The organism is Streptomyces sp. NPDC005195 (genome assembly GCF_040608315.1).
Lineage (GTDB): Bacteria > Actinomycetota > Actinomycetes > Streptomycetales > Streptomycetaceae > Streptomyces > Streptomyces kaempferi.
On the sequence record NZ_JBEXHZ010000002.1, the window covers coordinates 288,113 to 300,700 of the forward strand.

The 12,588-nt window shown below is 73.5% G+C and carries 10 protein-coding genes; 5 read left to right on the forward strand and 5 right to left on the reverse strand.

Annotation, left to right across the window (positions count from 1 at the left end):
• Window positions 1-74: 74 nt before the first annotated feature.
• From ABZV34_RS03860 to ABZV34_RS03870, 3 genes are all read right to left on the reverse strand, one after another.
• Complete coding sequence (locus tag ABZV34_RS03860) at window positions 75-719, reverse strand: class F sortase (protein ID WP_356271127.1); 645 nt, start codon at window positions 717-719, stop codon at window positions 75-77.
• Window positions 720-896: 177 nt separating this feature from the next.
• Complete coding sequence (locus tag ABZV34_RS03865; protein ID WP_356271128.1) at window positions 897-1,433, reverse strand: hypothetical protein; 537 nt, start codon at window positions 1,431-1,433, stop codon at window positions 897-899.
• A 358-nt stretch (window positions 1,434-1,791) separates the two neighbouring features.
• Window positions 1,792-3,462, reverse strand: coding sequence for a M4 family metallopeptidase (locus tag ABZV34_RS03870; RefSeq protein WP_356271129.1), 1,671 nt, complete (start codon window positions 3,460-3,462; stop codon window positions 1,792-1,794).
• Window positions 3,463-3,748: 286 nt separating this feature from the next.
• Between ABZV34_RS03870 and ABZV34_RS03875 the strand changes: the two genes are divergently transcribed.
• A complete protein-coding gene (locus ABZV34_RS03875; RefSeq protein WP_356271130.1) occupies window positions 3,749-4,186 on the forward strand; it encodes a gamma-glutamylcyclotransferase family protein in 438 nt (145 codons plus the stop codon).
• A 64-nt stretch (window positions 4,187-4,250) separates the two neighbouring features.
• Here the strand turns inward: ABZV34_RS03875 and ABZV34_RS03880 are convergent, their stop codons facing one another.
• Together ABZV34_RS03880 and ABZV34_RS03885 are read right to left on the reverse strand one after the other, a co-directional pair.
• On the reverse strand, window positions 4,251-5,756 hold the full coding sequence (locus tag ABZV34_RS03880; protein ID WP_356271131.1) for a membrane-associated oxidoreductase: 1,506 nt from the start codon (window positions 5,754-5,756) through the stop codon (window positions 4,251-4,253).
• Window positions 5,753-6,493: an ElyC/SanA/YdcF family protein gene (locus ABZV34_RS03885; protein WP_356271132.1), complete on the reverse strand. Its 741-nt coding sequence runs from the start codon at window positions 6,491-6,493 to the stop codon at window positions 5,753-5,755. Before ABZV34_RS03885 ends, ABZV34_RS03880 begins: the two co-directional genes overlap by 4 nt.
• Before the next feature lie 223 nt (window positions 6,494-6,716).
• Here ABZV34_RS03885 and ABZV34_RS03890 point away from each other — a divergent pair, with 223 nt between their 5' ends.
• From ABZV34_RS03890 to dnaG, 4 genes are all read left to right on the forward strand, one after another.
• Window positions 6,717-7,631 (forward strand): sirohydrochlorin chelatase, encoded by a 915-nt coding sequence (locus ABZV34_RS03890; RefSeq protein ID WP_356271133.1) that lies wholly within the window; start codon window positions 6,717-6,719, stop codon window positions 7,629-7,631.
• A gap of 63 nt (window positions 7,632-7,694) precedes the next feature.
• Window positions 7,695-9,065 (forward strand): deoxyguanosinetriphosphate triphosphohydrolase, encoded by a 1,371-nt coding sequence (locus tag ABZV34_RS03895; RefSeq protein WP_356271134.1) that lies wholly within the window; start codon window positions 7,695-7,697, stop codon window positions 9,063-9,065.
• A 93-nt stretch (window positions 9,066-9,158) separates the two neighbouring features.
• Complete coding sequence (locus ABZV34_RS03900) at window positions 9,159-10,424, forward strand: FAD-dependent oxidoreductase (RefSeq protein ID WP_356271135.1); 1,266 nt, start codon at window positions 9,159-9,161, stop codon at window positions 10,422-10,424.
• 46 nt (window positions 10,425-10,470) lie between these two features.
• Window positions 10,471-12,381, forward strand: coding sequence for a DNA primase (dnaG, locus tag ABZV34_RS03905; RefSeq protein ID WP_356271136.1), 1,911 nt, complete (start codon window positions 10,471-10,473; stop codon window positions 12,379-12,381).
• Window positions 12,382-12,588 lie beyond the last annotated feature (207 nt).

The window sequence follows — 12,588 nt, forward strand, 5'->3', positions numbered from 1 at the left end:
GTCGGCCACCCGGCCGGATTCGTGTCGGCCGCCTCCGGCCGGACCCGCGTCCGCCACCCGCGGGCGGGTCCGGGTCAGCCGCCGCCGGTCAGGTGGGCGAAGACGACCACGTTGCCCTGGTAGCCCGTCGTCCTCGAATAGCCGCCGCCACAGGTGATGACGCGCAGTTCGGGGCGGGGCGCGGCCCCGTACACCTTGTCGTCGGGGAAGTCGCGGGCGTCGTACACCTCGACGGCGTCGACGGTGAAGTGCGCGGTGCCGCCGTCGCGGCGCGCCACCTCGATGGCGCTGCCCTTGCGCAGGGCGCCGAGGTCGTAGAAGACGGCCGGTCCCTCGGTGTTGTCGACATGGCCGGCGACGATGGCGGTGCCGCGCTCGCCGGGCGTGGTGCCGGCCTCGTACCAGCCCGCGAGGTTCTTCCGCGCGGCGGGCGGGACGTCCAGACTGCCCTGGGGGGTGAGTCCGAGTCCCATCAGCGGGGCGTCCACGCCTATCGCGGGTATGCGGATCCGCTCGGGCGGGGAGTGGCGGAGGGCGGGGACGGACCGCCGGGCGGCGCTGCCGGAGCCGGACTGGGCGGCGGAGGGCTGGGGCGGCGGATGGGTCTCGGTGCCGCTGCGTATCAGCCAGACGCCCGAGCAGAGGGCGACCACGGTGACGGACGCTATGACGGTGTTGCCGACGCTGCCGGGGCGACCGGCTTTGGATATCCGTGGCACAGGAGCCTCCTCTCGCGGTTCTTCAACGGTTCTTCAGGGGTTCTTCAGGGTCCTTTCGGGGCCGGCGCGGGAGTTCGCTGGGGGTGGGTCCCCGTCCCCCTCCGGGCCGCGAGGGGCGTCGGGCCACGGAGGGGGAGGGGACGGCGGTACCGGCGGACGGACAGCGGAGGGTGTCCGTCAGATCCCGTCGCCTCTCGCCCGGCGATGCAGGAGCCAGGTACCGCCCGCGGCGGCGACGGCCAGGGCCGCCACTCCCGCCGCGGTCTTGGTGGGATCGGTGCCGAGTGCGCCACCGACGCCCGTGTTCACATGTCCGCGCGGCTGGAGCTGGTCGCGCGCCGAGGTCGCCGAGGTCGTCGAGGTCATGGTGACCGTCAGATCGCCGGTGACCTGTGTGCCGCGGGAGCACTTCGCGACGATCTCGTACGTCCCCGGCTGCGCGCTCGGCGGCACCCGGAACCGGCCGACCGCGTCGTTCTCGCGCGGGCCGGCGGCGAGCGGGAAGGTACCGGCGCCGACCGCGCTGGCGTCACCCGTCGCGGCGCCGTTCGTGCCGCACGCCGCCGTGCTGACGGCGATGTCGCCACCCGGGAGCGCGGTGGAGGGGGACACCTCCAGACTCGCGGTGCTCTCGCCGTACGCGGGCGCGACGGTGAGACCCGCGGCGGCGACGGCGAGCGCGGTACCTGTCAGCAGACGGGCTGTGCGTCGCATGGTTGCTGCTCCTCCGAGGGGGCGCGGCCCGCGGCACCCCCAAGTGCCGCTGCGTCGGTCGTGCCCCTGCCCTTCCGAGGTAAGTGGCATCGGTGCGCGCCCGCTTGCCGGGGGAAGGCCGGAAGTGTGGTGAACGGGTGGTGTACGAGAGGGCCGTACGGGGGGATCGGAGAGTGTTTCGGCAGGTCAGCGCTGTGTGTCGAACGCGAGGGGAGAGCGGGGGCCCGAAGGGGGGAGGGTGTGGGTGAACGAGTGAAGGGCGTCCGGGCCCGGCGACACGGGCGTCCGGCCCCGGCGACAGGACGCGGCGCCCGCGCGACCTCGACGGGACCGGACGGTATCTGGACGGTCCGGCGCGTCAGCCCACGGAGACGGCGGACCAGGCGGACGCCACCGCGCCGTACTCCGTGCTCCCCGCGCCGTACAGATCCTTCGCCGCGTTCAGGGTCGCCGTCCGCGCTCCCGCGTACGTGGTCGAGGACGTCATGTAGACCGTCAGCGCCCGGTACCAGATCGCGCCGAGCTTGTCCCGGCCGATGCCGGTGACCGTGGCGCCGTTGCAGGTCGGGCTGTCGTAGGAGACGCCGCCCACGGTCGCCGCGCCGCTGCCCTCGGCGAGCAGGTACGCGAAGTGGTTCGCCACGCCGGACGAGTAGTGGACGTCGAGGTTCCCCACCGACGAGCTCCAGCAGTCCGCCGAGCTGCCGTCCTTGGAGGGCCGGTCCATGAAGCGCAGGGCCGGCTTGCCGAAACCGGAACGCACGACCTTCTCGCCGATCAGGTAGTCACCGGGGTCGGTGGCGTTGTGCGCGTGGAACTCCACCAGCGTGCCGAAGATGTCGGAGGTCGCCTCGTTGAGGCCGCCGGACTCGCCCGAGTACGTCAGCGCCGCCGTCTTCGAGGTCACGCCGTGGGACATCTCGTGACCGGCCACGTCGAGTGCGACCAGCGGGCCGAGGGTGGTCCCGTCACCGTCCCCGTACGTCATGCAGAAGCAGTTGTCGTCCCAGAAGGCGTTGTTGTACTTGCTTCCGTAGTGCACGCGGTTGTACGAGCCCTTCCCGTCGCCCGCGATGCCGTTCCGCCCGTGCACGTCCTTGTAGTAGTCCCAGGTCGCGTCGGTGCCGTACTGGGCGTCGACCGCGGCCGAGGCGCGGTCCGGGGCCGCCCCGCTGCCCCAGTGGTCGTCGGCGTCCGTGAAGAGGGTCGCCGGGGCCCGGCTGACGCAGATCCCGAGGACGCACAGGTCCGTCTTGTTCGCCGCGTCGCCCGTGTAGGTGTTCCCCCGGGTCGGGTCCTTGAGCTGGTACGCCGATCCGGACACCGTGGTCTCCAGCGGGACCGTGCCGCTGTAGAGCGAACGGCCGTCGCCGGCCGCCGTCTCGATGCTGTCCCAGGCGTCGACCTGCCGGCCGGTGCGCGCGTCGGTCAGCACCACGCGGGCGACCGGGTTGCCCAGGGAGTCCTGGCCCACGACGTCGGTACGCCAGGCCAGTCGGGGCGCGCCGTGCAGGGCGTCGACCACCAGCTTCGGCCTGGCCGTCAGCTTCCTCAGGGTCTGGCCGACGTGTGCGGCGCGCAGCGCGGTGGCGGCCAGGGAGGCGGCCTTCGGGGCGGAGAGGGCGGGCGTGGTGGTGGGGACGGCGAGGTCGCGGGAGGTGGCCAGGTCCGCGCCGCGGTAGGAGCCGTTCGGGGTGAGATGGACCACGAAGTCACCGCCGAGCACGGGCAGTCGGCGGTACGTGCGGTCGTAGCGCACATGCCGGCCGCCGTCCGCGTCGATGACGACGTCGCGCACGCTGGTGCCCTCGGCGGAGGTCAGGCCCAGGCGCGCGGCCTCACGCACGAGGGCCGTCGCCGCGTCGGCGATCGCGGTGGCCCGGCTCGGCCGGTCCGCCGCGCCGGCGGTGGGGGTGACGGCGCCGGCGGTGGGGGTGAGGGCGGTCGCCAGCAGGGCGGTGGTGGCCGCGGCCACGCCGGCGGCGGTCAGCCGGGAACCTCGGGTGGGGCGTATCCGGTTCCGACTCATCGGTCTCCTCGGGGAGGCACGCTCAGGCGCGTGTGGGGGGCGCTGATGTCGGTTCAGGTTTAAAGGTCCATGACATGTCATGTCCATAGTGAATACGTGGTTGCGGCGGGTGTGGAGGGAATCGTTTCCGCGCCCTCACGAATGAGAGGCGATCATGGAGACGGCAGCCGGAACGCCCCCGGAACGTGCCCAGAACGACCACAGGAACGACCACAGGAACGACGGCCGTGGCACCATCCGCAGCGTTCACCGGGACACCCCCGGCGCCGAAAGAGGGGACTGGCCCTTGAGCGACCTGAACGGGGGACGGCTGCCCTTCTTCGTCTACGGCACCCTGCGCCCCGGCGAACACCACCACGACGCCTTCCTGCGCGGACGGACGCGGTCCGAACAGCCCGCGGGGATGCGGGGGATCGTGCTGTACGACGGACCCGGGTACCCGTACGCCGTCGAGGAACCCGCGGGTGTCGTGCGCGGGGAGCTGGTCATGGCGCTGCCCGAGGCGTACGGGGAACTGCTCGGCGCGCTCGACCGGCTGGAGGAGTACGTGCCGGGCGACCCCCGCAACCTGTACGAGCGAGTGGTCCGGGAGGCGACCCGCGCGGACGGCACCGGCGCGCGGGCCTGGGTGTACCTGGCCGCGCCCGCCGTCGCCGCCCGGCTGCGGACCCGCGGCCGGCTCGTCCCGGGCGGGGACTGGCGGGGGCGTCCGCGTACGCCCTGACGGGATCCGTCGCCTGCGCCCGGCGGGCGCGGTGCGCCGGGCGCGGCCGGAGTCCGCCGGTGGGCTACTGCCGGTTGAGGGAGCGGGTGACGCCCGCCGCGATCGTCGTCGCCAGGATCCAGCCGGTGGCGATCAGCAGATACGAGAGCCATTGGTAGCCGTCGCGCGGCGCGAAGGCCGTCTCCTGCCCGAAGTCGACCAGGGGCAGCAGCAGGTCGAGGGTGTAGACGAGGGGATTGAAACCGGGCGCCTCGGCCGGCTTCAGGGCCTGCGGGTGGTGCAGCGCGAAGGCGACCGCACCCGCGCACAGCAGCAACAGCAGCCAGCCGGCGGCACGCATCGGCCGGAAGCCGTACCCGACGGTCGCGTCCTGCAGATGACCCCAGAACCGGGCGGGGCGTGACAGCGTCCCTCGATGCCGCCGGAGCTTGGCCAGCTGCACCGTACGCGCGGCGGCGTCGTCGCCCGCGGTCCGGTAGGCGGCCGCCAACTGCTCGTAGGCGTGCGGAAGATAGCCGGACTCCTCGCGCTCCAGCAGCGGCAGCCGCAGCTCGGCGGGCAGGTGCGGGGCGAGGGTGCGGTAGCCGAGGCCGTCGAGGCGCACCCGGCCGGGCCACGCCTCCGGGGGGACGTGCAGCAGGTCCAGCTGGGAGCGGCGCAGATTCACCGTGCCCACGATCGGCGCGGCCTCGCGCAGCCACAGCTCCCCGATGACACAGCTGCTGGCCCGCAGGGCGGGTCCCCCGGGGTTCGACAGCCGGGCGTAGGCCAGATTCAGCTGGTGGGGAATCCTCGCGCCGCTCAGGTTGACCCGCCCGTGCGCGCGCAGCCGCATGGCCCGCAGATCGGTGCCGACCGACAGCGTCTCGGCGTGCAGCGCGGTGCCGCCCGGCGCGTGCAGTTCGGCGTCGTCGAGGTTCAGCTGCCCGCCGAGGGTGGCGCCGTTCAGCCGGACCTGGCCGTGGGCGACGAGACCGACGGCCCACACATCGGTGCCGACCTCGGCGTGGTTGAGCTGGAGGGCCGGTTCCGCGGAAGTCTCCGGCGCCCCGGGATCGCGGTCCGGGGCGTCCGGGTCCGCGGGCGTGCCGAGCCGCGCCCCGTTCAGGAAGACGGCGCCCGAGATCTTGGCGCCCTGGAGCCGCACCTGCCCGCTGACACGGCAGCAGCTGAGCCGCAGCACGCCCTCCACCCGCAGGGTGCCCGCGGTGAGTCCGGGCAGCACCGAGTCGCTCAGCACCAGGTTGCGCAGCCGCGCCCCGTACAGGTTCGGGTCCTGCTCGAAGTGGCAGAACCGCAGCCGTACGGGATGGTCGACCGTCCCGTAGGTGAGGTCCAGCCGCCCGGTGACGCGCGCCCCGCTCAGCCTCAGGCCGGCTATCTCACCGTCCCGGGCGGCTCCGCCGATCAGCAGCGCCCGCAGCACCTCGGCGCGCACGGTCCGCTCCGGTCCCCAGGAGGCCCCGTCCGCGGGGTCGTCGTCGGGGCCCTCGCGGAAGTCGACGCCCTCGCCGAGCGGGAAGGCGTCCCGAACCCGGCGTTCCGCGGGTGTCAGGTCGGCGGGGATCACCGCTCGCCCGCCGCCGTCAGCGCCCGCGCCACCCCGGGTTCCTTCCGGCCGAGGAACTGCGGATCGGGCTCGAACACCACGTCCAGCAGGGCCTTGCCCGCCGCGAGCACCTCGCGGGCACCCCCGTAGTACCAGGTGGCATTGTGCTCGTCGTCGACCCCGACGCCGTACGAACGCACCCCCGCCGCCCGGCACAGCGCGACGGCCCGCCGGATGTGGAAGCCCTGACTGATCAGCACCGCCTCGTGGACCCCGAAGATCTTCCGGGCCCGTACGCACGAGTCCCAGGTGTCGAACCCGGCGTAGTCGCTGACGATCCGGCTGTCCGGCACCCCGTGCTTCGTCAGATACGCGCGCATGGCGTCCGGTTCGTCGTAGTCCTCGCGGCTGTTGTCCCCGGTGACGAGGACCACCTCGATCCGCCCCGCCCGGTACAGCCGCGCCGCCGCGTCCAGCCGGTGCGCCAGGTACGGCGACGGCTCGCCCTCCCACAGCCCCGCCCCGAACACCACCGCGACGCCGGTCCTCGGGACGTCCGCGGTGGTCCGCAGCCGGTCGCCCGTCACCACGTACAGCCAGGTCGCGGGAAGCAGCGCCAGAACGCACAGCGCCATCACCACCTGCACCGCCCGGCGCTGCCCGGCACGGGTGCGGGGGAGCCGCGGGAACCGTCCGAGCCGTGGCGGGAGCCGGGGGAAGAACGGTCTACGGATGCTCGGGCGCGGCAGGCGCAGCATGATTCGGTGTCCCCCAGATGGCGTCGGCTCGCGGCGGCGTTCGACAGATGGGGACGCAGCGTAAGCCCGTTCGGTTCGGTGTGGTGCGGTGACCGGGGTCACCCGGCGCCCCCGACCGCGCGCTGGAGCCTCACAGACCGGCGGAACGCCACCGTGAACCCCCGGAAAACACCCGTCATGCCGGTGCAACGGCGCGGCAACCTCCTCCCGGCACGATCGGTCCATGACGGCGTCGCAACCCCTTCACGACGAGTCCCCGACCGGCACCGGGGGCCGGCCGCTCCCGGGCGCCCCCCTCGACAGTACGGCGCAACTCATGGACGCGATCACCAGCCGGCTCGGCCATCAGCTCAGCCTCGTCGCCCTCGACGGCACGCGGCGCCCGCCGCCCCCGCCGCTCGTCCTCGTCGCGCACGGCAGCCGCGACCCGCGCGCGCTCGACACCGTGAGCACCCTCGTCGAACGGGTCCGCGAGCTGCGCCCGCACCTGTCCGTGCGGCTCGGTCACCTCGAGCTCGACGAACCGCTGCTGCCCGCCACCCTCGCCTCGATCGACACGGCCCGCGACCCCCGGGCCGTCCTCGTGCCGCTGCTGCTCGGCCGCGGCCACCACGTCAAGCGGGACGTCCCCGACGCGGCGGCCGCCGTCCCGGGCCTGCGCGCCCGCGTCGCCGCCCCGCTCGGCCCGCACCCACTGCTCGTCGAGACGCTGTACGCACGGCTGGCAGAGGCCGGCTGGCGCACCCGGATGAGTGACGCGGCCCGCCGGGCGAGCGGTGTCGTGCTGGCCGCCGCCGGCTCCCGCGACCCCGAAGCGGCCGTCGACACCCGCCACACCGCCCGCTTGCTGGCCGAACGCCTCGGCGTGCCCGTCGCGGCGGCGTACGCCTCCGCCGCCGCGCCCACCGTCCCGGCCGCCGTGCGGGCCATGGCCGCCCGCGGCCGCCACCGCATCGCCGTCGCCTCCTACTTCACCGCGCCCGGCCGCTTCGCCACCGCGTGCGCCGAGGCCGCCCCCTGGATCGCCGCCGCACCCCTGGGCACCCACCCGGCGATGGCCCGCCTCGTCCTGCACCGCTACGACCAGGCCCTCGCGGCCCCCGAGCCGGCCTCCGAACGCGAGTTCGCCACCACCTGAGACCGGGGCGCGCGGCGGTCCTCCGCGTCCCGGTCGTCAGCGCCTGCGTCTACTGTCGGGTGCATGGAAGGCACCGCACCGAAGGCGTACGAGCAACACACCGGCCACGAGGAGTACGACGAGACCGCCGTCGAGCGCTGGGCGGTCGAACCCGACAAACGCCCCGGACGCACCGCCTTCCAGCGCGACCGCGCGCGTGTGCTGCACTCCTCCGCGCTGCGCCGGCTCGCCGGCAAGACCCAGGTCGTCACGCCCGGCACCCATCCCCAGGGCGACCCCGCCCGCGCGGGCGGCACCCCCCACCGGGCCTGGGACGCCAGCCCCCGCACCCGGCTGACGCACTCTCTGGAGTGCGCCCAGGTCGGCCGCGAGCTGGGCGCGGCCCTCGGCTGCGACCCCGACCTCGTCGAGGCGGCCTGCCTCTCCCACGACCTCGGCCACCCGCCCTTCGGACACAACGGCGAACAGGCGCTGAACGAGTTCGCGCGGGACTGCGGAGGCTTCGAGGGCAACGCGCAGTCGCTGCGGCTGCTCGCCCGCATCGAGCCCAAGCGGTTCGTAGGGTCCGAGGAGACCGGCGACCTGGCCAGCGTCGGCCTCAACCTCACCCGCGCCACCCTCGACGCCGCCACCAAGTACCCCTGGCCGCGCGGCGCCCACCCCACCGACCCCGCGTCACCGAAGTTCGGGGTCTACGAGGACGACCGGCCGGTCTTCGACTGGATCCGCGAGAACGCCCCCGCCACCCGTACCTGCTTCGAGGCCCAGGTCATGGACTGGGCGGACGACGTGGCCTACTCGGTGCACGACGTCGAGGACGGGCTGCACGCGGGCCACATCGACCCCGGCGCTCTGCACGCCGAGCCGGAGCGGCAGGAGATCCTCGCGGTGGCCATCGGGCGGTACGTGTCCGCGGAGACCGACCCCGCCGAGCTCGCCGAGGCCCTCGACCGGCTCCTCGACCAGGAGTGGTGGCCGCACGGCTACGACGGGTCGGCCATCGCGCAGGCCCGGCTCAAGGACGCCACCAGCCAGCTCATCGGCCGCTTCTGCCTGGCCGCCGAGGGCGCCACACGGGCCACGTACGGCCTCGGCCGACTCACCCGCTACGGTGCGGAACTGGTCGTTCCGCGCGCCGCGCGCCTGGAGTGCGCGGTCCTCAAGGCGGTCGCCGACCGCTACGTCATGCAGCGCGCCGAACAGGAACTGCTCCGCGCCGATCAGCGGGTCGTCGTCGCCGAACTCGCCGAGGCGCTCACCGCCCGCGCCCCGGACGGCCTGGACCCGCAGTTCAGCGCACTGTTCGACGAGGCACCCGACGACCGCGCACGCAAACGGGTGATCGTCGACCAGATCGCCTCGCTGACGGACGCCTCGGCGCGCTCACTGCACCTCAGGCTCACCACCCGCCCCACCACAGGCGGCGGAGTGTGACCCTGCGTGGCCTGATCGGGCCACTCCCTCTTCCCGCATCACGCTGCGTGCGGGACGCTCGCATGGGGCGACATCCTTACGAGGAGGCATCAAGTGGTCGACGCGGATCAGACATTCGTCATCGTCGGAGGAGGCCTGGCCGGCGCCAAGGCGGCCGAGACACTCCGAGCGGAGGGATTCACCGGGCGGGTGATACTGATCTGCGACGAACGCGACCACCCCTACGAGCGCCCGCCGCTCTCCAAGGGCTACCTCCTCGGCAAGGAGGAACGCGACAGCGTCTTCGTGCACGAACCCGCCTGGTACGCCCAGAACGACGTGGAGCTGCACCTCGGCCAGACCGTCGACTCGATCGACCGGACCGCGAAGACGGTCCGCTTCGGCGACGACGGCACCCTCGTCCACTACGACAAGCTGCTCCTCGCGACCGGTGCCGAGCCGCGCCGCCTCGACATCCCGGGCACCGGCCTCGCCGGAGTCCACCACCTGCGCCGCCTCGCCCACGCCGAACGGCTGAAGGGCGTGCTCGCCGCGCTCGGCCGGGACAACGGACACATCGTGATCGCGGGCGCCGGCTGGATCGGCCTGGAGGTCGCGGCCGCGGCCCGCGAGTACGGCGCCGAGGTCACCGTCGTCGAGCCGGAGGCGACCCCGCTGCACTCGGTCCTCGGCCCCGAGCTCGGCCAGCTCTTCACCGACCTGCACCGCGAGCACGGCGTCCGCTTCCACTTCGGGGCCCGCCTCACCGAGATCGTCGGCCAGGACGGCATGGTGCTCGCCGCCCGCACCGACGACGGAGAGGAGCACCCGGCCCACGACGTACTGGCGGCCATCGGGGCGGCGCCGCGCACCGGGCTCGCCGAGGCCGCGGGCCTGGAGCTCGCCCCCCGGGCGCACGGCGGCGGCATCGCCGTCGACGAGCGGCTGCGCACCTCCGACCCCGACATCCACGCCGTCGGCGACGTCGCCGCCTTCCCCCACCCCCTCTTCGGCACCCGGCTGCGCGTCGAGCACTGGGCCAACGCCCTCAACGGCGGACCGGCGGCCGCCCGCGCGATGCTGGGCCGCGAGACGACGTACGACCGGGTGCCCTATTTCTTCTCCGACCAGTACGACGTCGGACTCGAGTACTCCGGCTGGGCGCCCCCGGGCACCTACGACCAGGTGGTGGTCCGGGGAGACGCGGGCAAACGGCAGTTCATCGCCTTCTGGCTGAAGGACGGCAGGGTGCTGGCCGGGATGAACGTGAATGTGTGGGACGTCACGGAACCGATCCAGCAGCTGATCCGATCCCGGGCCCGGGTGGACGCCGAGGCACTGGCCGACCCGCACGTCCCGCTGGACAGTCTGCTCCCGTGACCCACGGCGGCACTCGGCTGTCACCGCGCCCCCGTAGAATTCACCCGTGGCTGGAAGGATCAACGACGAGGACGTGAAGGCTGTTCGGGACGCGGTCCCGATCGACGCCGTCGTCTCGGAGTACCTCCAGCTGCGCAACGCGGGCGGCGGCAACCTCAAGGGCCTCTGCCCCTTCCACGACGAGAAGTCACCGTCCTTCCAGGTCAGCCCGAGCAAGGGTCTCTTCCACTGCTTCGGCTGCCAGGAGGGCGGCGACACCCTCACGTTCGTGATGAAGGTCGACCACCTCTCCTTCTCGGAGGCGGTCGAGCGCCTCGCCGGTCAGGCGGGCATCACACTCCGTTACGAGGAGGGCGGGTACAACCCGTCCAACCAGCGCGGCGAACGCATCCGCCTGGTCGAGGCCCACAAGAGCGCCGCGCAGTTCTACATCGAGCAGCTCGACACCAGCCCCGAGGCCGACGCGGGCCGCAAGTTCCTCGCCGAGCGCGGCTTCGACCAGGCCGCCGCCGCGCACTTCGGAGTCGGCTACAGCCCGCAGGGCTGGGACCACCTCACCCGCTACCTCCGGGGCAAGGGCTTCTCCGACAAGGAGCTGCTCCTGTCCGGCCTCTCCCAGGAGGGCCGCCGCGGCCCCATCGACCGTTTCCGCGGACGCCTGATGTGGCCGATCCGCGACATCGGCGGCGAGGTCGTCGGCTTCGGCGCGCGCAAGCTGTACGAGTCGGACAACGGCCCGAAGTACCTCAACACGCCGGACACGGCGATCTACCGGAAGTCCCAGGTCCTGTACGGCATCGACCTCGCCAAGAAGGAGATCGCCAAGACCAGCCGCGCGGTCGTCGTCGAGGGCTACACCGACGTCATGGCCTGCCACCTGGCCGGCATCACGACCGCCATCGCGACCTGCGGCACGGCCTTCGGCGGTGACCACATCAAGATCCTCCGCCGGCTGCTGATGGACAACGGCTCGGCGCGGGTCATCTTCACCTTCGACGGCGACTCGGCCGGCCAGAAAGCGGCCCTGCGCGCCTTCGAGGACGACCAGAAGTTCGCCGCCGAGACCTACATCGCGGTCGCCCCGGACGGCATGGACCCCTGCGACCTGCGGCTCGCCAAGGGCGACGAGGCGGTCGCCGACCTCGTCGAACCCCGCACCCCGCTCTTCGAGTTCGCGCTGCGCCACATCGTCGCCCGCTACGACCTGGAGACCCCGGCCGGACGGGCGGCCGCGCTCGACGAGGCGGCCCCGGTCGTCGCCCGCATCAAGAACACCGGCGCCCAGCACGAGGTGGCCGTACAGCTCGCGGGCATGCTCGGCATCCTCGACACTCAGTTCGTGGTCAAGCGGGTCGCCCAGCTGGCCCGTTGGGCCCGCGACCGCGGCGGCAAGGGCCCGGCAGGCCCGGCCCCCGCCGGACAGCGGCCCCAGCAGCCGCACGCCGCCGTCCAGAGACCGCGCGGCGGCCCCGCGCTCAACCTCCGCAACCCCGTCTTCGCCACCGAGCGCGAGCTGCTCAAGCTCGCCCTCCAGCGCCCCGAGCTGGTCTCCCCGGCCTTCGACGCCTACGGGATCGACGAGTTCACCGCCCCGCCGTACGCCGCCGTACGCCAGGCGATCATGGAGGCGGGCGGCGCGGAGTACGGGGCCCAGGACCCCCAGGAGTACCTCGTCCTGGTCCGTGAGGCCGCCCCGGACAACACGGTTCGCGCCATGGTCACCGAACTGGCCGTCGAGGCCATCATGCGCAAGACCGTCGACGAGACCTACGCCGGCGACCAGCTCGTCATGGTCCGCCGCCGTGCCGTCGAGCGCCGCGTCGTGGACGTCCAGGGCGCCCTGGCCCGCGCCAGCGCCCACGGCGACCCGGCCCAGCTGACCGCCGTGCAGAACGAGTTGTGGGTCCTCCAGCAGTACGGGCAGGCGCTGCGCGAGCGGGGCGCGGAGGCGCTCTGAGACCCGGCCCGGTCCGGTCCGCCGCCGCGCCACGGGCCCGGCGCCCGGAGCCCGCACACCGCTGAAGCGGCCCCGGCGCCCACACCGTGCCCGGGGTGCCCGCCCCCACATGCGTCTTTCCGCAGGTTTCACCCGCCCGGTCCTGCGCACTCGTGCACGAGGGTAATCGCGCGGTCACGGACCGGACGCAAAAAGTCACCGCACGCC